We start from the raw sequence: 21,550 nt of genomic DNA on the forward strand, positions 1-21,550 counted from the left end.
CTAGGCCTCGGCGCTTTGCTCGGCGTCTGCGGTATCAGGCTCGATCTCGACCAATAGCTGGCCACCGCGCACCTGATCCCCCGGGCTGGTGCCAAGGCTCACCACGGTACCATCACAGGCCGCTTTGAGCGGATGTTCCATTTTCATGGCCTCCATCACTGCCAGCACCTGGCCTGCGGACACCTTGTCGCCTGCTTTGACGTTCACTTCGGTTACGCAGCCGTCCATCGGCGCCATAACATGGCCGGATCCGGCCGCGCTGTTTTTCTGGCTGGGCGCGTGGGTGATATCGGAAAACACCCACTGTCTGCCGTTATCCAGCAGGTAGAGGGTCTGTTGGTCACGCAGATACCCATAAGGCTTGCGCTGGCCGTCCAGGGTGACTTCACAGTGCTGAAGCTGGCTATCTGAATCAGCGTGATTTACCGAGACCGTCAAATGGCTTTCATCGCAACCGAAACGGTAGCTGCCGCCTTGCTGGGGTGACAGCTGACAGTCGAAAGTATCCTCGCCATTTTGCAGGCGGTAGCGCAGCGGTGTGGCGTCGCTGGCGCTGCGCCAGTTGCTGCGGCCCGCGCTGCGGTCCTGAGTGCGCACACGGCTCTCATGGAGCAGTACGGTGGCGGCGGCGAGGATCTCAGCTGAGGGCGCTGGGTTATCCAGAGACAGGCTGCTGTTGTCGAGGAAATCCGTGGTCACTTCCCCGGCGGCAAATGCCGGGTTCGCGGTGAGATCACAGAGGAAGGCAAAGTTATTGGTCGGGCCCGCAAAACTTGGGTTTTGCAGCGCGGTGAGAAGCCGCAGCCGGGCCTGCTCGCGATTCTCCCCCCAGGTGATCAACTTGCCCAGCATGGGATCATAGTAAGGGGTGATTTCCTGACCGCTGCGGATACCGGCATCCACGCGAACACCCTCGCCGGTAGGCGCTTGCCAGTAGAGAATACGTCCGCTCTGCGGCAGGAAGCCCTGGGCAGGGTCTTCCGCGTACAGACGCGCTTCGATGGAGTGCCCGCCTGTGCGCAGGCGTTCATCGATGATTTCCTGGGTGACTGGCAATGCTTCGCCGCCGGCAACGGCCAGCTGCCAGGCAACAAGGTCAAAGCCTGTCACCATTTCCGTTACCGGGTGCTCCACCTGCAGGCGGGTGTTCATCTCCAGGAAGTAGAAGTTGTTGTCGCGATCCAACAGGAACTCCACAGTGCCGGCGCCAACGTATTGGCAGGCGCGAACGATCGCTGTGGCCGCGGCACCCAGGCGGGCGCGAAGCTCTGGGTTCACCGCCGGTGACGGGCACTCTTCGATGATTTTCTGGTGCCGGCGTTGCAGGGAGCAATCCCTTTCGCCCAGATGCACCGCATTGCCGTGGGTATCGGCAAACACCTGCACTTCGATATGGCGACCACCGAAAATGGCTTTTTCCAGAATCAGTTCATCGCTGCCAAATGCCGCCTGCGCTTCAGTACGGGCGGACTGCAGCTGGCGGGGCAGGTTTTCGGCACTCTCGGCCAGACGCATACCACGGCCGCCGCCGCCATCTGCGGCCTTGACCATCACCGGGAAACCGATGTCACGGGCAGCGGCAAGCAGGGATTCATCGGTTTGACTGCCACTGTAGCCGGGGATACCCGACACTCCGGCTGCTTCCGCGACTTCCTTGGCCCGGCGCTTGTTGCCCATGAGCTCAATGCTCTCGGGAGTGGGGCCGATAAATTTGATCCCGCGCTCGCTACAGGCGTTGGCGAATTCACCATTTTCGGACAGGAATCCGTAGCCCGGGTGAACCAGGTCGGCGCCGCTGCGCTCGGCAGCCTCGATCAGTTTATCGATGACCAGATAGGATTCGGCTGGTGTTCGCCCGCCAATGCCAACTGCGGTATCCGCCAGTGCCACGTGGGGTGCGTCTTTATCAGCATCGCTGTAGATGGCGATGGTGCGGTAGCCCAGACTGCGAGCCGTACGGATAATCCGCACAGCAATTTCGCCGCGGTTGGCAATTAACACAGAAGGGCGTGTGCCGCTGATATTTTCCTGCTGGGTATTTTGCTTTTGCATTATTCCTGGGCCCAATACGGTTTGCGTTTTTCGATGAATGCCATCGCTCCCTCTTTGGCTTCTTCGCTCAATACTGCGGCGGAGAAGTCCTCAGCTGCCTCATCCAGAAGCGCGCCGAGCTCTTCGTCAGAAATTTCTCCCGAGCGGCGTACCAGTGTCTTGGTGGTGGCGAGTGCTCCGGGGGCACTGCGACGGATATTGTCGAGGATGCCATCGACACCGCGGCCAAGCTCCTCCGCACTCACTGCCAGTTGATGCACCAGGCCGATATGCTGAGCCTCTGCCGCATCGAGGATTTCACCTGCCAGAGCGAGGCGCCGGGTTTGTCCGGGGCCGATGCGGCTGTTGAGGAATGGTGCGATTTGTGCCGGGATGAGGCCGAGCCGGGTCTCCGGAAGCGAAAAGCGAGAACCCGGTGCGGCAATGGTGAAGTCACTGGCACACACAAGGCCGACGCCTCCACCCATGACGACACCTTCCACGGCGCAGATGATGACGAGGCGGCTGCGCTTCAGTGCCTGCAGCAGCCCGCCGTAGCGCCGGCTCAGTTCCGTAAAGGCGCGCTGGTTTCCGTCACTGTATGCCTGTTGCGCTTCGAGCATATCTGCGAGGTCGCCTCCCGCACAGAAATTGCCGCCAGCGCCGCGGATCACCAGCGCACGCAGCTGGGGGTTGTCCTCGGCTTCTCCCAATTTACGCTCAAGCTCATCAAGCGTGGCGCTGTTGAGGGCATTGCGCTGTTGCGGACGGTTTAAGGTCACGGTCAGGGCGCAGCCTGTCTGCTCTGTAATAAGCCCCTGCATGGCAGCTTTCTCCCGGCTGTTTGTAGGTTGTTGGTTAGCGTCGGTGATTACCTAAAGTGTCATCACTCGCCGACGGTGCTTGCCTCTTTGGCCGGCTTGTTCGCTGTATCCGTTTTTTTGCGGCTGGGCAGAATACCCATCAGCTTGCAGATGATACCCAGCATCACTTCGTCGGCGCCGCCGCCAATGGGTGTCAGACGGCAGTCACGGTAATAGCGGTTGATCAGGGTTTCTTCGATATAACCCATACCACCCCAGAACTGCAGGCACTTGTCGGGAATGCTGCGGCAGAGGCGGCCGGCCTTGAGCTTGGCCATGGAGGCGAGGGTGGTCACATCCTGTCCGGCGATATAGGCTTCGATCGCGCGCCAGGTCAGGGCGCGGAAGCACTCTACCTCGGTCTGCATTTCAGCCAGTGAATGGTGAATAGTCTGGTTGTCCAGCAGTGACGCGCCGAAAGCTTGGCGATCACGCACATAGTCGATGGTTTGACTGATGCAGTTTTCCAGGCCGCGAATGGTCAGTGCGGCACCAGCCAGGCGCTCTTCCTGGAATTGCAGCATTTGCAGCAGGAAACCGCTGCCCTCATCACCGATAAGGTTGCGCTTCGGCACACGCACGTCCTCGAACGCCACAGGCGCGGTCTCCGAGGAGCGCATGCCCATTTTATGCAGGCGTTTGCCGACGCTGACTCCGGGGGTGTCGGCGGGAATCACTATCAGGGATTTGTTCTGGTGTGGTTTGCCATCGCTGGTATTGACCAGTGTGCAGAAGAAGTCGGCGGAAGGTGCATTGGTAATCCACATTTTCTCGCCGTTGATGATGTAATCATCGCCGTCGCTGCGGGCGCGGGTTTTGATCGCGGCCACGTCCGATCCGGCGCCCGGCTCTGATACGGCGATGGAGGCTACCTTTTCACCGCTGATCGCCGGCGTCAGGAATTCTTCTTTCAGTTCGTCGCTGGCGAAGTTGGCCAGAGCTGGTGTTGCCATCGAGGTCTGAACGGCAATGGACAGTGGCACACCACCACAGTCAGCAGCGCCCAGCTCTTCCAGGAACACGGCTTCGTAACTGAAGTCCAGTCCGAGCCCGCCCCAGGCTTCCGGCTTGCTGATGCCCAGCAGGCCCAGCTTGCCCAGTTCGCGGAACAGTTCGTGGGTGGGAAAGCCGCCGGCCTTCTCCCATTCGTCCACGCGGGGGTTGATCTCCTGTTGCACAAAGCTGCGTACGGTGCGCTGTAATTGACGGTGTTCGTCGGTCAGGATCATGGTGTCTCTCCGAGTCCTTGGTATTTTTATTTGGGGCAGGGCAAACCCGCCCAGAAATTAAAAGCGCGCGACACCAAAGGTGTTGGACGCGCCGGGTTTGATCTCTGCTTCGCGGCAGGTTTCCAGCAGGAAGCCCAGCAAGCGCCTGGTGTCGCGGGGGTCGATAATGCCATCGTCCCAGAGGCGCGCACTGCAGGAAATTGCATCGGAACCGGCATCGAGGAACGCCGCGGTATCTGTTTCGATCTTGTCCAGCACTCCTGTGTCCACGCTGCCACCGCGCTCCATTTTCTGCTCAGTGACAATGCGCATTACTTTGCCGGCCTGCGCGGCACCCATGACCGCGGTGCGAGAATTTGGCCAGGCGAAAATAAATCGTGGGTCGAAGCCCCGGCCGCACATGGCATAGTTACCCGCTCCGTAGGAGCCGCCCACCACGATACTGATTTTCGGCACCCGGGTATTGGCTACCGCCTGAATCATTTTGGAACCGTGCTTGATGATGCCCTGCTGCTCCACCGCGGTACCGACCATGAATCCGGTGGTGTTGTGGAGGAACAAAAGTGGAATCCCGCTCTGGTCGCACAGCTGGATAAACTGGGCGGCTTTGTTGGCACCGTGGGGGGTAATTGGGCCGTTATTGCCAATAACGCCGACACTGTGTCCCTCAATGCGGATGTGGGTGCACACGGTCTGGTTATCGAATTCCGTTTTGAAATCCAGCAGAGCAGAGTCATCGGCAATGCGCGCAATTATCTCGCGGACGTCATAGGGCTTGCGGCTGTCGGCGGGAATAATGCCCAATAAGTCATCAATCGGGTATTGGGGCTCACGCCATTCCTTTTGCGCAGACTGCGCTTTAGGTTCTGGGTGGGGCAGGGTGGCAACAATTTCCCGAGCGATGCGGATGCCGTCGGCATCGTCTTCCGCCAGGTAATCGCCGCTGCCGGCTTCGTGACAGTGCATCTCGGCACCACCGAGGGTTTCCTCATCGGCGATCTCGCCGGTTGCGGCTTTAAGCAGGGGGGGGCCTGCCAGGTACATGCCGGTCTGGCCACGGATCATCACAACATAGTCAGACAGTCCCGGCTGGTAAGCGCCGCCCGCTGTGGCACCACCGTGTACCACGGTGACCTGCGGGATACCCGCAGCGGACATACGGGCCTGATTGGCAAAGCCGCGGCCACCGGGGGCAAAGGTCTCGGTAGCGTAGATCAGGTTGGCGCCGCCACTCTGGGCCAGAGTGACCACCGGCAGGTGGTTTTCCAGTGCAACCTGCTGCATACGCAGGGCTTTGTCCATGCCCGCCGGGGAAATGGTGCCGCCTTTGACCGCGTAATTGTCTACGCGCACCACGCAGCGTCGGCCGCTGACATAACCAATACCGCAGATGGCGCCGCCACCGGCTCCGGTACCATCGGTATCGTCGTAAAGCTTGTAGCCGGCCATGGGGCACAGCTCGACAAAAGGCGTGCCCGGGTCAAGTAACAGGTTGAGCCTCTCTCTGGGCAGCAGCCAGCCGCGGTCGTGGTAACGCTTGGCCCGGGCCTCTGCGGCCTCCTGTGGCAGGCGCTCGACGCTGCGGAATTGCTCGATAGCGGTTTCCATTGCATCGCGGTTGCGAGCAAAGTCCTCGGACCCTGTAGCGATTAATGATTTGAACGGTTGCATTAGAGTTTCCCCTCGGCTTCCAGATCCTCGACCACTTGAGGTCTGCGGCTGCGGTGAAAGCCGTTGTAGGCCTTACGATTTTTTGCGTTGGATGGACGCCACATTGGCGAGTGATGTTTGAGGCTGCTGCCGCCATCGATATGCAGCACATGGCCGGTGATATAGCGGGCAGCATCGGAAAGCAGGAAGCAGACACTGGCGCTGACCTCCGCCTCCTCGCCCAGGCGGTCGAGGGGGATATTCTCGCGGAAAGTCGGCAGAAATTGCCTTAGGAGTTCCGGGTCGTAGGTGTCAAAGCCACTGGAGAGGATGTACCCGGGGGCAACGGCATTGACCCGTACGCTGCTGGATGCCCACTCCACGGCTGCCGTCAGTGTCATGTTTTCCATACCGGCGCGGGCGGCACCGGAGTGGCCCATCATCGGCATGCCGCCGACGTTGTCGGCAGTGATGTTGACGATGCTGCCGCCGTGCTCGGACATGCTCTGGTTGTACACCTCCCTGGATACCAGGAAACCTCCCACCAGGTTGCTGCGCACAACCGCCTCAAAGCCTTTCTTTTTGATCTGCGATAGCAGCGCCGGAAACTGTCCGCCGGCATTATTCACCAGTCCGTGAATCTGGCCCCGTGCCTCGACGATCTGTTGGATGGTGCTGGTAACGGCATCCTCGTCCCGAATATCGACAGAGTAGTAACTGCAGCTACCGCCATCGGAAAGGATTTCATCGGCAACGGCCGCCAGCTTTTCTTCGGTGCGGCCCAACAGCACCACGTGTCCGGCGAGGCTGGCAATCTCGTGGGAGATGCAGCGACCGATGCCGCTACCGCCGCCGGTTACAATGATCGTCTGCCCACTGAAACTTTCGGGGTGTAACTGGCTCTGGTAGGGCATACATGTTCTCCTTTATGTCCACTGCTGTACTTGCATGGCCGCCCGTGTGGGCTGACAATGCAAGAAACTACCAAGCACTTGCTTGGTTGGCAATCACGGTTCGCACAGTTGGTAGAATTGGGCGCCAAAAAATGAGGAAAGTGAAAGTGGCCACGACTGCTGACAGGTCTTCACGCAAAAACTCCGCTGCCGCAGTGGGGGATGCCACCGGGGTGGAATCCAATGATTCGCCTGGGGCAGACAGCCCGGAGGCCTCCTCTGTTACCGATCCGGTCGCAGCACTGGTTGCCGATGGTCAACTTTCCGACCCGCAATCGACGCGGGCGAGGCTATTGGGCTGTGCGGCCAGGCTTTTTGAGGAGAAGGGATTTGCGCGGACAACGGTGCGGGATATCGCCGCGGAGGTGGGAATCCTCTCCGGCAGTATTTTTCATCACTTCTCCAGCAAAGAGGAGATTCTTCGCTGTGCGATGGAGGAGGTCACTCTGCATGCGCGGACGTTGATGATGGCTGAGGTCGCTGCGCGCGACACGCCAAGAGAGCAGCTGCGCGCCTGTATTCGCTGTGAACTCGAGGCGGTGCATGGTCTCTCGGTGCCGGGCTTCTCAATTCTGGTGATGGAGTGGCGCAGCCTGTCCCCCGACAGTCAGGCCAAGATTTTGGCGCTTCGTTATAGTTACGAGCAAATCTGGCGACAGGTCTTCAAAGCGCTGAACGGCCCCCTGGAGGATCCGGCTCTGTGCCGGCGCCTTATCCGCGGAACCATTGCGCATACCCATAACTGGTTCAAACCGGAGGGGCGGTCTCTCTCGCTTGAAGAGCTTACCGAGAGCATTCTGCAAGTCTTCGCTCCCGCTTAGTGAAGTTATCTCTCAAATTCCTTTACCCATTGCGATATTTATTTCGATATCCATCGATGAAGTGCCATTGACGCATAAATAGTAAATATTGGCGTCAGGTTATACCTCTATAGCCTATTATTGTGGCGTGCGTCACAAAAATATTGTTAACCTTCTCACCCTTCAGGTTGAGAAGTAGATTTCTCTTTTCAGTCGGCACTTTTCAGTGTTCTCAGCCTTCCTTATTTCGAATCTTCTGTCTAATTTAGCGCCATGTGAGTCAGTACCGTGGCCCAGGGGGCTGGAGTTATTAATGATTGGCAAGGAACTCTTCCAGATCGTATCCACTGGAACAACACTTCACGAAAAGCCGGCGGCGGAAGTTGTCGCCACGGCGGCCAAATTACTCAAAGTGCCCACTTCCCAGGCCCAGAGGTTACTGCTCAAAGGCTGGGTCATTAAGGACCAGTTGAGTCGCGCCAAGGTGGTGGAGTACCGCGCGCGCCTGGAGCAAATTGGTCTGAAAATCGCGGTTTATCCGGCGGGTAAGTTCGACAATCGCGCGCTGTTGGCAAGACTGAACGCTACAGGGCGGAAGTCTCCCCGGGGCAATGCTGGGCCGGCTGGGGAGTCCACCACGGAGGGCGCGGTAAAGCTGGCGCAGACCGTAAAGCTCGATCCACATTCCAATCTTCCCGGTGGGCAACAACAGCGGTCCACTAGTGAGCGCCAGGCACTTGAACAACTCCAGGCGCTGTTTGCGGATACTGAGCTGCCGGGTCAGTCCTTCGCGAGCAGTCTGAGAATTTTACCGGGCGCGATGGCCGCAGCCATTGTCCCCGGAGCCTTCCTGCTGCTCGCAATCTTGCTGTTTTCCTTGGTAATCAACATAGCCTGGGAGCTGTCAGCATCCCTGCTTGCATCGGGCGCTATTGCCGCTGGCAGCATTGGCGCTGCCGCTGTTGCGCTGTTGGCGATCGCGCTCGTTGCGGGGTTGACTGTCGTGCCTTTCTTCCGGGTAAAAAACTGTGTAAGCAGTGCCTCGGGGCAATCTACTGCCGAAGAAGCGAGGCGGCCGTTGAACAGGCAGGATGCACCACAACTTTTCCTGTTACTTGAGGCTCTGTCGAGCCGCGCATGTTTGCCAGAGGTGGATCGTATCCTGGTGAGCCGGGGGGCTGGTATCACCGGCTCGGCAGTTCTGGGCGATGTGTGGCGGCAGCGGACCACCTTGCTTGTCGGCCTCTCCGCGGTCAGGGCCTGCAGCGGTCGGGAGTTGATAGCGTTACTGGCGCGGGCGATGAGTTTTTATTCAGGCCGTGGCTGGGGGTTGGTCAGCTACTTGGTATTCGGCACAGCCCAGCGGCTGCGGGCACTGGAAAGTACTTTTGAGGGCGGCCGGGTACTGGATGTGGCCGATCGCTCGAGCCCGGTATTTGCCGGGCTGGATAAGCTCCTGGGCCACGGCGCCAAACCTCTGGCGGCGATGGTGAGCCGCATGCTGACACTTCACCGGCGCCTAGCAGCAGGTGCTGCTGATCTGTTGCAGAAACGTGCAGACCGCCAGATGGCGATCATCATCGGCAGCGATGGGTTTTCGCAATTCACCGAAAAGTGGTGGCAATTGGATCACTCGGCGCAGATTGCGGCCGAAGCCAACCGTGGGGCCTGCCTCGTGAACCAGCGCCTTGCCGATTTCCCTGCCGGTGTGGCGTGGCTTATGGGGCACCTCGACGCGCAAACCCGCGAGAGCCTTGAGCTGGCCATGACACACCGGGCTGACCCCTGGGCGCTATCCGCGCCGGCGGATATTAACCGAATCGCCGAAGTGGAATTCCTTTCTGTTAAACCCATGATGCGGGGTAATTTCTCCACTGAAAAACTCTTTCGCAACCTGTCCGCGCTCAGTGCCGAGCTGAGTAGTGGCGAGGGATTGGGTGCGCAGCCGGTGGGGCACCGGCAGTTGCTGGCCGCAACCCGAGAGATGGAGGAGGCCATGCCGGTTCTGCGGGAATACTTCAACCGCATCGTGCCATTGCGCATGCTTTCGATGGGGTCGCCGGTGAGTGGGTCGCTGGCGGCGCTGGACCTGCAGGGTTGCATTGACTGGCTGCGCGGGGAACTGCTGGAGCTGGGGGAAACTCAGGCTCGGCTTGCTGAGCTGGAAAACCGGGCTGCCAGGATGCAGTTGGGCAGAATGCTGCTCAAGGCCAAGTTGCCCGTGGATGCACAGGAATATCTTCTGAGCGGGGCTACCGTTTCCGCCGCAGATAAGACTCTACGGGATAACGAGGCGCGCCTCGACAACCTTCAGCAGCAGGTGCGCGCAGTTCACTCAGTATTCGCGCTGAGAATTAAGGCTGCTTGTAAATCAATGCCGCGGGATATGGCCACTGTGGTCAACAGGCACATAAAGACCTTGGGGGAGTTTGAGACTCTGGCTTCGCGTCTGGAGAACATCGATTCCTACGTGGCGCTTCTGGCGCAGGCTCGGCAGCGTCTGCCGGGTATCAGTCGCGCCGCGCACCCGGTAGCCGAGCGCTTAGTGGATCTGGCCCGGGGGGAGTGGATGGGGTTACTTGCAGACCTGAACCGGTGCCCGCGACTGGCGCAGGGAGGGGTGATCAATCAGCTGCAGAAGCGGGTAGGGTCTATTGCCGAGGGCAAACTGCCACGTGCTGCTAAAGCGCAGGAGGTGATGCTGAGGCAGTTGCAGACCCAGCTGAAGGTGGCCTCCGCAGAGTTTCTTGCGCAGTACCGGGTGGTGCTGGCGAAGGTGCTCGGGCCATGTCTGGAGGTTGAGAGGGCGAGGGGAGTTCGCCCGCTGAGGCTACTGGCTGTTTCGGCGTGACTCAGCCTCCGGCCAGCTTCACCTTCATCCCTTTGCCTTCAAGCAGGGCCTGAATTTCGCTGCGCTTGTCGCCCTGAATCTCGATGATTCCGTCTTTGAGTGTGCCGCCGCATCCACAGCGTTTCTTCAGTTCCGCCAGTAACAGTTTGAGTTCTGTGTCACTTCCGGGCAGCCCGCGCACACAGGTTACCCCTTTGCCCTTGCGGCCTTTGGTTTCCCGCTGGATGCGCACCACGCCGTCGCCCTTGTGTACGCGCTCGGGTGCCGGCTCGTCCTTGATCCTGCCGCGATCGGTGGAATAGACGAGTCGGTTATCGCGGTTTTTTCCTCTGCCTTCTTTACTCATGACTCATGACTCATGCTACTCATGGGCGTTTCTGGTATCGGTTGGTTACCCGGCTGTTGCAGTCTTCGCTGAGGGGTGGCGGATCTTAATGCCTGAGTCAGGGGCCTGTCGAGCCGCTGCTTTGCGGCGGCGCGTTAAGTCGGGTTTCTGGTAGAGGGTCGAACGGGGCGCTATAGTGCGTTTTTCCAGGAGGGACTATGGCATTAACCGGCAAGCGCAAATGGCTCAATGAAGTAATCTTCGGCACCGACACTCCGGCCGGCAAGAATTTCGATGTCATCCTGATCTGGGCCATCCTGATCAGTGTTTCACTGGTACTGCTGGCTTCGGTGGAGAGTATCGAGGCCCGTTTTGGCACCGAGCTGATTGTCCTCGAGTGGGTATTTACCGCTCTTTTTACCATTGAATACATACTGCGCATCTATTGTGCGGTAGACCGTCGGCGCTACCTGTTCAGCTTCTACGGTGTTGTGGATCTCCTCGCCATTCTGCCGAGCTATCTGGGATTGTTGTTCACCGGTGCCGGCTACCTGCTGGTTATCCGGCTGCTGCGGGTCTTGCGCATCTTCCGGGTGCTGAAGCTGGTGCGCTACCTGCGCGACGCCAATTTATTGATGCGTGCCCTCTGGCAGTCGCGGCGCAAGATTCTGGTCTTTTATTCGGGCATGCTCGTGATTGCCACGCTGTTTGGCGCGCTGATGTTCGCGGTTGAAGGGCCAGCCAATGGCTTTACCAGTATTCCCAAGAGCATCTACTGGTCCATCGTTACGGTCACCACCGTGGGCTATGGGGATATCAGCCCGCACACCCCTCTGGGGCAGGCCATCGCTTCGCTGACCATGCTGATCGGCTACTCCATTATTGCTGTTCCCACCGGAATCGTTACCGCCGAGCTGGCCTCGGAGCTGGGTCGCGAGCGCAGCCTCAGCCGCTGCGACAATTGCAGCCGCGCCGGGCATGATGCCGACGCCGAGTACTGCAAGTTCTGCGGGTACAAGCTAGGCGAGGTGGAAGACCTCAAAAAGGAGGAGTGGGGCGGCACGGGGTAGGCCGGGGAGCTGGGCCGCGAGGGAACAGCGTCCCTACCAGTTATCCGGTACGCGGACAGCCACCACATTCGCCGTCGCGCAGAGGCGCCCGGCGCTCTTGAGTTCGCAGCTCAGAACCGTTTTGCGCTCTGTGCGCTCGAGGATTTTTGCGGTCAGTTCAACTGGCTCGTCTATCTCCGCCGGGGCCCGGTACTGCACCTCCAGCTTGCCGGTTGCATACCAGATTTTGTTGCCAGTCCCCGTATCACGGCCCGCCTGCCGGTATCCATCCGCAATGGCGGTGCATATGGTGTGGCAGTCGATGACCGTGGCGATGATGCCACCGTTGAGGTAGCGGGTGGGTCCAGCACAGTGATGGGGTAAGGGCGTGAATTCGCAGACGGACTCGTTCTCGCCGCGCCAGTAACTTTTGATCTGCAATCCATGGTCATTCTGCGGGCCACAGCCGAAGCAGTGGTTGTCGGGGATCTGGTCCTGAATGGCTGCGCCGTCACGCATGGGCTGTCTCCTTATGGTACCGGCATGATGCTAACCATTTGCGCTGGGGTAGGGAAGAAATTACCCTTGCGCCTCATTTTTTCGGTGGGTCTGACTGATGGAAGTCTCTGGTTACTGTGCGCCCGGCTTTGAGTCCCTGTTCGGGGTCTTTGCTGATAATTTTCGTGAGCGGGGCGATACCGGCGCCGCACTGGCGGTGCAGCAACATGGCGAGACCATTGTCTCCCTCTGGGGTGGCAGCGCCAACCGGGAAGGCGATGTGGCATTCAGCGAAGACACCATCGCCAATGTCTTCTCCTCCTCCAAGGGCGTCCTCGCGACGCTGGCGCTGCAGCAGGTTGCGGCGGGAAAGCTCGAGCTGGATCGTCCGGTCGCGGACTACTGGCCGGAGTTTGGCCAGCGGGGCAAGGAGCGGGTGACCCTGCGCCAGCTTCTCAGTCACCGCTCCGGCGTGGTGGCTTTTCAGGACAAGGTGGCCGATGACCTGATCTATGACTGGGACGCAGCCTGTGCCCAGGTCGCTGCCAGTGCGCCTTGGTGGGAGCCCGGTAGCCGGCAGGGATACGCCCCTTTTCTGTATGGCTGGACTGTCGGTGGGCTGCTGGAGCGTGCCACTGCCACCCCACTGGCACAGCTGTATCGGCAGGGACTGGCTGAACCGCTGGAGTTGCATGGCGGCTTTGGTGCGTTCGGGCATCGTTCTGCTCAAGTGGCCGATGTTGGCCCGCTGAAAAAACCTCTGCCAGAGCTGCGGGAAAATGCCATCAGCCGGGCGATCAAGGCAGACCGGACCAGCGCCGTGGCCATGGCGTTTTCCAACCCGGTCAGTCTTGTGATGGGGACCAATAGTCACGCCTGGCGCGAAGCGATGATTCCCGCCGCCAATGGCCACTTCAGCGCCCTTGACCTCGCTGTCCTCTATGGGGAGCTGGCCCGCGAAGACGCCACCCTGTTGCCGAGAGAGCTGATTCGCGAGGCGGGCAGTGAGCAGAGTAGTGGCCAGGATGCGGTGTTGCAGGCGGAGGTGAGCTTCGGCTGCGGATTTATCCGCAGTGGTAGCGCCGCAGATCTCCGTTTTGGCGGTCCGCAGGGGTTTGGTCACCCTGGTGCCGGTGGCAGCGTGGGGTTCGCCGACCCCGAGCGGGAACTGGGTTTTGGTTATGTCAGTACGCGGCTGGGCCAGAGCCTGTTTATGGATGGGCGCGCGGTGAGCCTGTTGCAACAACTTTACGGGATGCTTTGAATGCGCTCAGAAATCGACGACCTGAAGCAGAGGGTCGAGGAACTCGAAACCCGTCTTGCCTTTCAGGAAGACACCCTGGCCCAGCTCAACGACGTTATTGCCCGGCAGGATGGCAGTATCCGGCTGCTTCTGGAGCGCCTCAGAGACCTGGGTGACAAATACCAGGACCTGTCCTTTGAGGTGCAGGGGGGCAGAAAACCTGGCGAGGAAAAGCCGCCCCACTATTGAGCCCGCAGTTCCTGTGAGACTTCCAGGCCCCCGCAGGTACTCACAGGCTTCTCTCCCCCCCTCCCCGCATAGTCGATATTTTGTACGCCAGTGCATTAATTGCCTGACGTTATTGTCCATCTGTCAGTTAAGTACAAATCCTTCTAAAAATTTTGATTCTTCTTCTGAAGTCAAGAGTTGACAAAATCTTTTCCACATGAGTTGTGCCCATGTCTGCGACGAGCTGTGCATGTCTTTGTAATTGGTACTGCGCGCTCCGAAATTGACGTAACTAACTGTTTTAAAAGGATAAAATCCATGCGGTTAAAAAGTGTGCAAAGTGCTGGGGGCAAGGAATAGTGCCGCTTGGCGAGATTTTTTACCCCTTCATACACAAAGTTATCCACAGAAGCTGTGGAAGAAGAGTGGTGGGTACTCCTCAGGGCTCAGTCCGGCTTTTGGGAGGCACCGATGAATAAAAGAAAGTGATTTTGTGCCAGGTGGCGCTGGACGCCATGTTGGTTTCGCCCTAGGCTTCGAGGCCTCAAAAGGAGACTGCGGTTCAGCTTCGAGTCAGTTGCAACCGGGATACTCCCCCGAATGTTCGGGATAAAGCATCTTTCACAAAAGATATAACATCTTCCGCAAAATAAGACCGTTCATCCCAAAAGCGTTAGGAGAACATGTGATGAAAAAATGGGTAGCGATTCTCGCACTGGGCTCACTGGCTGGTTGTACCACCCTCGATCCCTACACTGGCGAGAGCAAAACCAGTAATGTGGCAAAAGGCGCCGGTGCGGGCGCGATTGCCGGTGCCATTATTGGCGCGGCTACCGCCAGCGACAAAGACCGCAGGAAGGGTGCCATTACCGGCGCCGTTGGCGGCGCGGCGATCGGCGGTGGTGTCGGCTATTACATGGACCGCCAGGAAATGCTTCTGCGTCAACGCCTGGAGGGTACCGGGGTGCGGGTTCAGCGCGAGGGTGACAACATCCGCTTGATCATGCCTGGCAACATTACTTTCGCCACTAATCGCGCCGATATCCGTACCGGTTTCTACGACACCCTGGATTCGGTGGTGATCGTGCTGAAGGAGTTTGATCAGACGGCGATCCGCGTCAGCGGGCATACCGACAGCACTGGATCCGATGTCTATAACCAGACCCTGAGTGAGCGTCGGGCCAACTCCGTGGCCGATTTCTTCACCGGTCGTGGTGTCGCCAGCGGTCGAGTGCAGGCCGTTGGTTACGGTGAGCGCTACCCCCTGGCCAGCAACGACAGCGAAGCGGGTCGCCAGGCCAACCGTCGCGTCGAACTGGAGTTGCTGCCGCTCAAGTAATATGAGACAAACAGGCAGGGCGTAAAGCGCTGCAATTTTCGTTATTGATGACGACTCATTGGATAACGAGCAAAAAGGGGCGCTATGGCGCCCCTTTTTTCTGACGGCTTTATGGTGCCATGCCTGGCGAATCAAGTTCTGTACCCGTTTATAGACAGGGAGCTGGCCAGGAGCCGGGAAGTAATTCCGAAGGGAAAGTAATGGGAAGTAATGGGAAGTAATGGAAAGGGACGAGGGCTCTCGGTGATGATTTTTAAAACTACTCAAAGGCTGCGCTCTGTCCTGGCTGCAATGCTGTTGCTATGGCTCTGGCACTCCCCGGCTTTGGCTGAAGAAGGGGCGGCGGCTTCCAGAATGACCAGCTCCGAAATTGCCGGTCTCGACAGTGGCGCATCCTCCCAGGGGGCGGCCATCACTGCTACCCACAGCCTGACCAGCCTGTTTGAACAGGCAGTCCTGGTGGCGCAGGTACAGGTTTCAGGGATTCACCGGGATATTGATAACGCACTCTCCGAACCGGGCATGGTGGCCGTGAGTGGTTACGTCTATTCGGCTGTGTCGCGGCGGATGTGGAAAGGGGAAGCCGGCAAACTGTTGGCGTTTCGCCTGGGGCTGGATGCCTGTCTGGAAAAACTCAAGCAAGGTGAACGCTATATTATTTTCGCCACACCCGACAGCTACGGTCGGCTGCAGCTGAATAGCTGTGAGGCCGCCATCCCCGATGTGGACGCAGCAGCCCTGTTGGCCCAATTGGATCGTATTGCAAAGCAGGGGTGATTCAGAGGGAGTAAGTTGGCAGGTGTCAGTTGGCAGGTGTCAGTCGGCAGAAGTGAGCCGGCAGGGCAGCGCCACGGATGAGCCGCCAGGAAACCGCCAATAAAAATAGTACTCGTCCCGGTAAAGTGGGCGCGACCCGCCTTAAAACCTATCCTGATAATAAATAAAACATTTACAGCAATCTCGCCTTGCCACTGGAACATAGTTTCTTGAAGAACGCAGATGCCGGGTTATTCTTATCGATATTGGCGTGAACTTCTTCTGCCCTGCAAGGCATTGAGGTCGTTTTCGCGCCATCGGTCTGGAACCGGCTGATCGGCAGCCGCCACATCTCGGTCTCCAGTGTCGCGATCACGCAACTGCCAGGGGTCACAAGGTGGGTTTATGAAGAAACTACTGCTTCCACTGATTATTCTGCTGCTCATAATCGGCTATTTCATGTCGCGCGATGACAGGGACGCCTCACGGGATGCCATTGATTCAATGGAATCGCCATCCAGCGAATCCATGCCGGGTGACGGCACCGGTAGCCCCGGGGATACAGCTGTGCCTCAGGAGTCAGACGTACCGGATGTTATTCAGCCGGGGGACAGCGACACCGCCCCCAAAGAAAAGAGCCTTGAGCAGGAAGCCAAGGATGTGATTGACCGGGCCGCAGACAAAACCGGGGACGCCATCAAGGACGCGGGTGACGCCACCAAGCGGGCTGCCGATGATGTGGCCGAAGAGCTGAAGAAGGCCGGTGAAAAGACCGAGGACGCCGCCGAAGAGGTCATCGACAAGATTCGCGGGCATGAAGACAAGTCCGACACCGAATCACAGGAAAACTGATTCCACAGGTGTTTCCAGTTTTCTTCCGCTTGTCTTTCAACGGTAAGTCCTTTGCCGCTGCCGCGCTCCAGTCTCGGCAGCGGCTATTCTTTTATTTATGATTCAACATCGATGGCACCAGGATCAAAAGATTCTTGAAATAGAACCCGAGGGCCCACTGCAGGAGTCCGACTTTCGCAATCTGGCCTCTCAGGTGGACCCGGTTTTGCGCCAGCGGGAACTGCTGGCTGGCCTGCTGATCAATGGTAGCCACTTTGCCGGCTGGGAGGACTTCGGGGCCCTCGTGGCCCACCTGCGCTTTATCCGCGACCATCACCGCCATATCCACAAAGTGGCCCTTCTTTCCGACAAACCCCTGTTGCGGGTGATGCCCGCGATCGTCAGCCATCTTGTCAGCGCCGAGGCCAGGCCCTTTTCACTGCATGAAAAGGCGGAGGCACTGGAGTGGCTCAACGCTGCGGGTTAGCATCGCTTTCCCTGATTGCCTGCTGAGAGCCCACTTTGTGAGTGAATTACTGGCCGTATCCGCCGAGAGTGAAAGCTGGGTGGAGAGTGCGCAAAGCCTCGCCGCGGAGTTGTCCCTGCCGTTTATCGGCGCTGTACCTGCGACCGATGTCGATACCTACCGCCAGGTTCTGGAGGTGGGTGAAACCCTCCAGCTCCGCGCCACCGGCCGCAAGGCCGCCGGGCCGGTGTGGGTGGATTTTGTCGGCGGCGCCGTGGCGCACCGGCGCAAATTTGGCGGTGGCAAGGGGCAGCAGATCGCCAAGGCGGTGGGCATTCGCAGCGGGCTTTATCCGCAGGTGGTGGACGCCACCGCCGGGCTCGGCCGCGATGCGTTTGTGCTGGCGACGCTCGGCTGCGAAGTGACGATGCTGGAGCGGAATCCGGTGGTTCGTGTGCTGTTAATGGATGGATTGCGCCGCCTGCGCAGGGCCGCCGAGTCCGATCCGGAGCTGGCGGCCATCGCCGCGCGGCTGACCCTGCTGGATTCCGCATTACCCGCCGCGCAGTGGCTGGCGGCGCAGCCGCCGCAATCCGTTCCCGTGGTATACCTCGATCCGATGTTTCCGCAGCGGGAAAAAAGCGCCAAGGTGAAAAAGGAGATGGCGGCCTTTCATCAGCTGGTGGGGGCCGATGAGGATGCCGACGCTTTGTATGAGCCGGCCTATGCGGCCTGCTATTTCCGTACCGTGGTCAAGCGGCCTCGCACGGCGCCCTTTCTGGCCGGGCGGCAACCGTCCCTGTCGCTGCAGGGCAAATCCGGCCGCTTTGATGTGTATACCCGCCATGGAATGAACCGGGATGCGCTATCCGGGCGCTTAAATCCCGCCGACAAGCTGAACCCGGCCGAGCCGGAATAGGATTGCTCGGTTGTGGGCGCCGTGTGGTTAAACGCGCAGCCCGATTTAAAACGCAGTCCGCTTAAAACCACGGCTTATTTCATGGCTTATTCCATGGCACAGCGTTTTTAAAGCCCGCGAAGGTTTGTCCACTCTGGCCCTCAGCAGTTGACCGCGTTCACCGCGAGCCCGCCGAGGGAGGTCTCCTTGTATTTGCTCTGCATATCGATGCCGGTCTGGCGCATGGTCTCGATGACGCTGTCCAGTGGCACGATATGGGCGCCGTCACCGCGCAGGGCAAGGCGGGCGCCATTGATGGCCTTTACCGCACCCATGGTGTTGCGCTCGATACAGGGCACCTGCACCAGCCCGCCAATCGGGTCGCAGGTGAGCCCCAGGTTGTGCTCCATGCCGATTTCCGCGGCGTTCTCTATCTGCTGGTTGCTGGCCCCCTTCACCGCCGCGAGTCCGGCTGCGGCCATGGAGCAGGCCACGCCGATCTCTCCCTGACAGCCCACTTCCGCCGCTGAAATCGAGGCGTTGCGTTTGAACAGCATGCCGATGGCGCCGGCGGTGAGCAGGAATTTCACCACCTGCTCGCGCAGGTCGCCGTGTTTGGCCGGGTCGTGGACAAAGTTGACGTAGTAGGCGATGACGGCGGGAATGACACCGGCGGCGCCATTGGTTGGCGCGGTGACGATGCGCCCCCGCGCCGCGTTCTCTTCGTTGACCGCCAGCGCGTAGAGGCTGACCCAGTCGAGTATTGCGAGGCCCTTGCAGCGCTCCTCGGGAGTTTGCTTACTGAGCTCGCGATACAGTTCCGCCGCGCGCCGGCGGACTTTCAAACCGCCGGGCAGCAGTCCGTGCTGGTGGCAGCCGCGGTCGATAGAGGCCTCCATCACCTGCCAGATATTCCACAGTTCCGTCTTGATTTCCTCCTCGCTGCGGAACGCCTTTTCATTGGCCATTGCCAGCTCGGCAATAGACCAGCCGTGCTGGTGGCAGCGCTCCATCAGCTGTTTGCCACTGGCGAATTCAAACGGCAGGACCGTGGCAATCTGGTCTTTGTGCAGAAAGTCCTCATCGGAGAGCACGAAGCCGCCGCCAATGGAGAAGTAGCTGCGCTCGAACAACAATTCACTGCCGGTGAAAGCCCCGCAGGTCATGCCATTGGCGTGCTGGGGCAGGAACTCATCGCAGTGGAAAATCAGGTCGCGGTCGCGCACGAACTCGATTTCATGTTCGCCGCCGAGTTTCAGGCGCTGGTCCCGTTCAATCGTGCGCTGCTTGTCATCGATGCTGTCCACATCGATGGTGTCGGGCGCCTCGCCGAGCAGCCCCATCAGCACCGCCATGTCGGTGCCGTGGCCGATGCCGGTGAGGGCGAGGGAGCCGTACAGCTGCACCTCGACTCTGGTCACTCTGCCGAGGTGGGTCTGGCGTCGTAAATCCTGTACAAACTGGTGCGCCGCGACCATCGGTCCCACGGTGTGGGAGCTGGATGGGCCGACCCCGATTTTGAACAGCTCGAAAACACTGATGCTCATAGACCTGTGGGCTCCGCTGGCCGGGAAGCTGGGCGATCACTGCTGCGGGATCATTCGCGGTGCAAAGGTTGCAGTGCCGGCGAAGGCCCAAAGTCAGCCGCTAAATCAGGCCCGCACCGCGCACTTGGCGTGTCTACGCGAAGTCCCTGAGAAAGCCCGACCGCTATACACAGAGTATTCTAGAGTCAGCACCTGTGACGGAGTGGGTGAATTCGGTTTCGTTCGGCAGGCAAGTTGTCAGAGCGCATTGGCCACCAGAACCGCCCGTTTGGGCGCCGGATGCCCCTCCGCCGTTTTGGTCTGATCCTGTGGGTCGAGGAAGTCGGCCAGGGATTCATAGCGCATCCAGTCGGTGCGTCTTTGTTCTTCAAGGCTGGTAGTGTCCAGATCCACTGTGCGGGGGTTGGCAAAGCCACATTTTCTCAGCCAGCTCTCCAGCGTGGCGCAGCTGGGCAGGAACCAGACATTGCGCATCTTGGCGTAACGGCCCTCCGGCACCAGGCAGTCGCCCAGTTCGCCATCGATGACTAGTGTCTCCAGTATCAACTGGCCCCCCGGGCGCAGGGTTTCGCGCAGTTCCCGCAGGTGGTCCATGGGCGAGCGGCGGTGGTACAGCACGCCCATCGACAAGGTGGTGTCGAAGGCGCGCAGGTTCGGCGGCAGTGCCTCGATGCCCAGTGGCAACAGGTCGGCGCGGCGGTCCTCGCCGAGATATTTTTTCATGGCATAGAACTGGGCGACATACTTTGCCGAGGGATCAATTCCAATCACCTGGCGCGCGCCGGCGCCGAGCAGGCGCCAGCAGTGGTAGCCGTTGCCACAGCCCACATCCAGCACCAAGCGGTTTTCCAGCGGCTCCAGGTGGGGCGCGATACGGTCCCATTTCCAGTCCGAACGCCATTCGGTATCGATGTGCAGGTCGAACAGCTGCCAAGGCCCTTTGCGCCACGGGTGCAGTGCGCGCAGGGCACTTTCCAGGCTCGCCCGCTGCTCCGCGGAGAGGTCGCCAGCGCTACCGGCGCTGACCGCGCTTGCCAGCTCCACGCTGGAAGGCGTGACCGCCGGCAGGGCTTCCAGGGCGGCGCGCCAGTCCGGCAGGTCGCCCCAGCGGTGGGGGCTGAGCCCGGCGGCAATCTGGTCCGGCAGTGTCGCCAGCCAGCCCCGCAGTGCGGGAATATGCTGGAGCGCGGCGTAGAGGCGGCGGTAATCGATCATCAGGGGGGAATTCCGGCTGTGGTGCCTGCGCTTCAGTCCGCTGCGCGGGACTTGATGGCGATCATGGAGGCGAAATTAAAACACTGGAACCAGACGTCGACACTATGGAAGCCGACGCCCTTGAGGCGTTCGCGGTGGCGGTCCAGGGTTTCCGGGATCAGCACATTTTCCAGCGCCGTGCGCTTCTGGGCGATTTCCAGTTCGCTGTAACCGTTGGCGCGCTTGAACGAGTGGTGCAGGTCGATCATCAGCTGTTCGTGATCGGGATCGCTGAAGGCGACTTTTTCCGAAAGGATCAGCACGCCGCCCGGGCGCAGGCCGTCGTGGATTTTACGCAGAATACTCTGGCGCTCCTCGACCGGGATAAACTGCAGGGTGAAATTCAGCACCACCACCGAGGCATCCTCGATGGCGACATCCTGCAGGTTGCCGCAGATCAGGCTCACCGGGATCTGGCCGCTGTCGGCGGCCAGCACGGCGCGGGCGCGCTCGGTCATGGCCGCGGAATTGTCCACGGCGATGATCTCACTGTCGGCGGCGGGTATGCGGTGGCGCATGGCGAGGGTGGCGGCGCAGAGTGAACTGCCCAGGTCGTAGCAGCGGCTGCCGGCCTGGGCATAGCGCTCCGCGAGGGTGCCGATCATGGCGACGATGGTGGTGTAGCCCGGCACCGAGCGCTGGATCATATCCGGGAATACTTCCACCACCGATTGATCGAAGCGAAACCCGGCCACGTCCCCCAGCGGGTTGGCATAAATGTTGTCGTGTTCACTCATGC

The 21,550-nt window shown here is 59.8% G+C and carries 21 protein-coding genes; 10 read left to right on the forward strand and 11 right to left on the reverse strand.

Features of this window, described 5'->3' with window-relative positions; translation table 11 throughout:
- The 5 genes from ABEA58_RS05295 to ABEA58_RS05315 all read right to left on the reverse strand — a co-directional run bounded on the left by ABEA58_RS05295 (position 1) and on the right by ABEA58_RS05315 (position 6,687).
- A complete protein-coding gene (locus ABEA58_RS05295) occupies positions 1–2,052 on the reverse strand; it encodes an acetyl/propionyl/methylcrotonyl-CoA carboxylase subunit alpha (RefSeq protein ID WP_345549517.1) in 2,052 nt (683 codons plus the stop codon).
- Positions 2,052–2,855, reverse strand: a complete 804-nt coding sequence (locus ABEA58_RS05300; protein WP_345549519.1) for an enoyl-CoA hydratase/isomerase family protein — start codon at positions 2,853–2,855, stop codon at positions 2,052–2,054. Before ABEA58_RS05300 ends, ABEA58_RS05295 begins: the two co-directional genes overlap by 1 nt.
- 62 nt (positions 2,856–2,917) lie before the next feature.
- Positions 2,918–4,123 (reverse strand): acyl-CoA dehydrogenase family protein, encoded by a 1,206-nt coding sequence (locus ABEA58_RS05305; protein ID WP_345549521.1) that lies wholly within the window; start codon positions 4,121–4,123, stop codon positions 2,918–2,920.
- Positions 4,124–4,180: 57 nt separating this feature from the next.
- Positions 4,181–5,794 (reverse strand): acyl-CoA carboxylase subunit beta, encoded by a 1,614-nt coding sequence (locus ABEA58_RS05310; protein ID WP_345549523.1) that lies wholly within the window; start codon positions 5,792–5,794, stop codon positions 4,181–4,183.
- Positions 5,794–6,687: an SDR family oxidoreductase gene (locus ABEA58_RS05315; protein WP_345549525.1), complete on the reverse strand. Its 894-nt coding sequence runs from the start codon at positions 6,685–6,687 to the stop codon at positions 5,794–5,796. Before ABEA58_RS05315 ends, ABEA58_RS05310 begins: the two co-directional genes overlap by 1 nt.
- Positions 6,688–6,833: 146 nt before the next feature.
- On the opposite strand from ABEA58_RS05315, the gene ABEA58_RS05320 reads away from it, so the two are divergent.
- Together ABEA58_RS05320 and ABEA58_RS05325 are read left to right on the forward strand one after the other, a co-directional pair.
- The gene (locus ABEA58_RS05320) at positions 6,834–7,547 is read left to right on the forward strand and encodes a TetR/AcrR family transcriptional regulator (RefSeq protein ID WP_345549527.1); all 714 of its coding nucleotides are present in this window, start codon (positions 6,834–6,836) and stop codon (positions 7,545–7,547) included.
- Between the two features lie 292 nt (positions 7,548–7,839).
- The gene (locus ABEA58_RS05325) at positions 7,840–10,377 is read left to right on the forward strand and encodes a M48 family metalloprotease (protein WP_345549528.1); all 2,538 of its coding nucleotides are present in this window, start codon (positions 7,840–7,842) and stop codon (positions 10,375–10,377) included.
- Position 10,378: 1 nt separating this feature from the next.
- Here the strand turns inward: ABEA58_RS05325 and yciH are convergent, their stop codons facing one another.
- Entirely contained in the window at positions 10,379–10,723 is a 345-nt protein-coding gene (gene yciH / locus ABEA58_RS05330; protein WP_345549530.1) for a stress response translation initiation inhibitor YciH, read from the reverse strand.
- 197 nt (positions 10,724–10,920) lie between these two features.
- Between yciH and ABEA58_RS05335 the strand changes: the two genes are divergently transcribed.
- Positions 10,921–11,772: an ion transporter gene (locus ABEA58_RS05335; protein ID WP_345549532.1), complete on the forward strand. Its 852-nt coding sequence runs from the start codon at positions 10,921–10,923 to the stop codon at positions 11,770–11,772.
- 33 nt (positions 11,773–11,805) lie between these two features.
- On the opposite strand, the gene ABEA58_RS05340 is transcribed toward ABEA58_RS05335, so the two are convergent.
- The gene (locus tag ABEA58_RS05340) at positions 11,806–12,270 is read right to left on the reverse strand and encodes a PaaI family thioesterase (protein ID WP_345549534.1); all 465 of its coding nucleotides are present in this window, start codon (positions 12,268–12,270) and stop codon (positions 11,806–11,808) included.
- A 97-nt stretch (positions 12,271–12,367) separates the two neighbouring features.
- Here ABEA58_RS05340 and ABEA58_RS05345 point away from each other — a divergent pair, with 97 nt between their 5' ends.
- The 4 genes from ABEA58_RS05345 (at position 12,368) to ABEA58_RS05360 (ending at position 15,836) form a co-directional block, all read left to right on the forward strand.
- Positions 12,368–13,513 (forward strand): serine hydrolase domain-containing protein, encoded by a 1,146-nt coding sequence (locus ABEA58_RS05345; protein WP_345549536.1) that lies wholly within the window; start codon positions 12,368–12,370, stop codon positions 13,511–13,513.
- A complete protein-coding gene (locus ABEA58_RS05350) occupies positions 13,514–13,741 on the forward strand; it encodes a SlyX family protein (RefSeq protein ID WP_345549538.1) in 228 nt (75 codons plus the stop codon).
- A gap of 667 nt (positions 13,742–14,408) precedes the next feature.
- Positions 14,409–15,059 carry a YiaD family glycine zipper/OmpA-like lipoprotein gene (locus tag ABEA58_RS05355; protein WP_345549540.1) on the forward strand — a complete coding sequence of 217 codons (651 nt, stop codon included), beginning with the start codon at positions 14,409–14,411 and terminating at the stop codon, positions 15,057–15,059.
- 354 nt (positions 15,060–15,413) lie between these two features.
- Positions 15,414–15,836 carry a hypothetical protein gene (locus tag ABEA58_RS05360; RefSeq protein WP_345549542.1) on the forward strand — a complete coding sequence of 141 codons (423 nt, stop codon included), beginning with the start codon at positions 15,414–15,416 and terminating at the stop codon, positions 15,834–15,836.
- A gap of 172 nt (positions 15,837–16,008) precedes the next feature.
- Here the strand turns inward: ABEA58_RS05360 and ABEA58_RS05365 are convergent, their stop codons facing one another.
- On the reverse strand, positions 16,009–16,191 hold the full coding sequence (locus ABEA58_RS05365) for a hypothetical protein (RefSeq protein WP_345549543.1): 183 nt from the start codon (positions 16,189–16,191) through the stop codon (positions 16,009–16,011).
- 29 nt (positions 16,192–16,220) lie between these two features.
- Here ABEA58_RS05365 and ABEA58_RS05370 point away from each other — a divergent pair, with 29 nt between their 5' ends.
- The 3 genes from ABEA58_RS05370 to ABEA58_RS05380 all read left to right on the forward strand — a co-directional run bounded on the left by ABEA58_RS05370 (position 16,221) and on the right by ABEA58_RS05380 (position 18,031).
- Complete coding sequence (locus ABEA58_RS05370; protein WP_345549545.1) at positions 16,221–16,667, forward strand: hypothetical protein; 447 nt, start codon at positions 16,221–16,223, stop codon at positions 16,665–16,667.
- 97 nt (positions 16,668–16,764) lie between these two features.
- Positions 16,765–17,133: a SpoIIAA family protein gene (locus ABEA58_RS05375; RefSeq protein WP_345549547.1), complete on the forward strand. Its 369-nt coding sequence runs from the start codon at positions 16,765–16,767 to the stop codon at positions 17,131–17,133.
- Positions 17,134–17,170: 37 nt separating this feature from the next.
- The gene (locus tag ABEA58_RS05380; RefSeq protein ID WP_345549549.1) at positions 17,171–18,031 is read left to right on the forward strand and encodes a class I SAM-dependent methyltransferase; all 861 of its coding nucleotides are present in this window, start codon (positions 17,171–17,173) and stop codon (positions 18,029–18,031) included.
- A gap of 140 nt (positions 18,032–18,171) precedes the next feature.
- Here the strand turns inward: ABEA58_RS05380 and ABEA58_RS05385 are convergent, their stop codons facing one another.
- The 3 genes from ABEA58_RS05385 to cmoA all read right to left on the reverse strand — a co-directional run bounded on the left by ABEA58_RS05385 (position 18,172) and on the right by cmoA (position 21,548).
- Entirely contained in the window at positions 18,172–19,557 is a 1,386-nt protein-coding gene (locus tag ABEA58_RS05385; protein ID WP_345549551.1) for an L-serine ammonia-lyase, read from the reverse strand.
- A gap of 237 nt (positions 19,558–19,794) precedes the next feature.
- Positions 19,795–20,772: a tRNA 5-methoxyuridine(34)/uridine 5-oxyacetic acid(34) synthase CmoB gene (cmoB, locus tag ABEA58_RS05390; protein ID WP_345549553.1), complete on the reverse strand. Its 978-nt coding sequence runs from the start codon at positions 20,770–20,772 to the stop codon at positions 19,795–19,797.
- A 32-nt stretch (positions 20,773–20,804) separates the two neighbouring features.
- Entirely contained in the window at positions 20,805–21,548 is a 744-nt protein-coding gene (cmoA, locus tag ABEA58_RS05395; protein WP_345549555.1) for a carboxy-S-adenosyl-L-methionine synthase CmoA, read from the reverse strand.
- Positions 21,549–21,550: the final 2 nt, after the last annotated feature.

The sequence above is a fragment of the Microbulbifer aestuariivivens genome (assembly GCF_039545115.1).
Lineage (GTDB): Bacteria > Pseudomonadota > Gammaproteobacteria > Pseudomonadales > Cellvibrionaceae > Microbulbifer > Microbulbifer aestuariivivens.

Excerpts from the sequence above, each read along its gene's own strand:
- ABEA58_RS05295 (WP_345549517.1), bottom strand. The coding sequence starts at position 2,052 with ATGCAAAAGCAAAATACCCAGCAGGAAAATATCAGCGGCACACGCCCT.
- ABEA58_RS05300 (WP_345549519.1), bottom strand. The coding sequence starts at position 2,855 with ATGCAGGGGCTTATTACAGAGCAGACAGGCTGCGCCCTGACCGTGACC.
- ABEA58_RS05305 (WP_345549521.1), bottom strand. The coding sequence starts at position 4,123 with ATGATCCTGACCGACGAACACCGTCAATTACAGCGCACCGTACGCAGC.
- ABEA58_RS05310 (WP_345549523.1), bottom strand. The coding sequence starts at position 5,794 with ATGCAACCGTTCAAATCATTAATCGCTACAGGGTCCGAGGACTTTGCT.
- ABEA58_RS05315 (WP_345549525.1), bottom strand. The coding sequence starts at position 6,687 with ATGCCCTACCAGAGCCAGTTACACCCCGAAAGTTTCAGTGGGCAGACG.
- ABEA58_RS05325 (WP_345549528.1), top strand. The coding sequence starts at position 7,840 with ATGATTGGCAAGGAACTCTTCCAGATCGTATCCACTGGAACAACACTT.
- yciH (WP_345549530.1), bottom strand. The coding sequence starts at position 10,723 with ATGAGTAAAGAAGGCAGAGGAAAAAACCGCGATAACCGACTCGTCTAT.
- ABEA58_RS05335 (WP_345549532.1), top strand. The coding sequence starts at position 10,921 with ATGGCATTAACCGGCAAGCGCAAATGGCTCAATGAAGTAATCTTCGGC.
- ABEA58_RS05340 (WP_345549534.1), bottom strand. The coding sequence starts at position 12,270 with ATGCGTGACGGCGCAGCCATTCAGGACCAGATCCCCGACAACCACTGC.
- ABEA58_RS05345 (WP_345549536.1), top strand. The coding sequence starts at position 12,368 with ATGGAAGTCTCTGGTTACTGTGCGCCCGGCTTTGAGTCCCTGTTCGGG.
- ABEA58_RS05350 (WP_345549538.1), top strand. The coding sequence starts at position 13,514 with ATGCGCTCAGAAATCGACGACCTGAAGCAGAGGGTCGAGGAACTCGAA.
- ABEA58_RS05355 (WP_345549540.1), top strand. The coding sequence starts at position 14,409 with ATGAAAAAATGGGTAGCGATTCTCGCACTGGGCTCACTGGCTGGTTGT.
- ABEA58_RS05360 (WP_345549542.1), top strand. The coding sequence starts at position 15,414 with ATGACCAGCTCCGAAATTGCCGGTCTCGACAGTGGCGCATCCTCCCAG.
- ABEA58_RS05370 (WP_345549545.1), top strand. The coding sequence starts at position 16,221 with ATGAAGAAACTACTGCTTCCACTGATTATTCTGCTGCTCATAATCGGC.
- ABEA58_RS05375 (WP_345549547.1), top strand. The coding sequence starts at position 16,765 with ATGATTCAACATCGATGGCACCAGGATCAAAAGATTCTTGAAATAGAA.
- ABEA58_RS05385 (WP_345549551.1), bottom strand. The coding sequence starts at position 19,557 with ATGAGCATCAGTGTTTTCGAGCTGTTCAAAATCGGGGTCGGCCCATCC.
- cmoB (WP_345549553.1), bottom strand. The coding sequence starts at position 20,772 with ATGATCGATTACCGCCGCCTCTACGCCGCGCTCCAGCATATTCCCGCA.
- cmoA (WP_345549555.1), bottom strand. The coding sequence starts at position 21,548 with ATGAGTGAACACGACAACATTTATGCCAACCCGCTGGGGGACGTGGCC.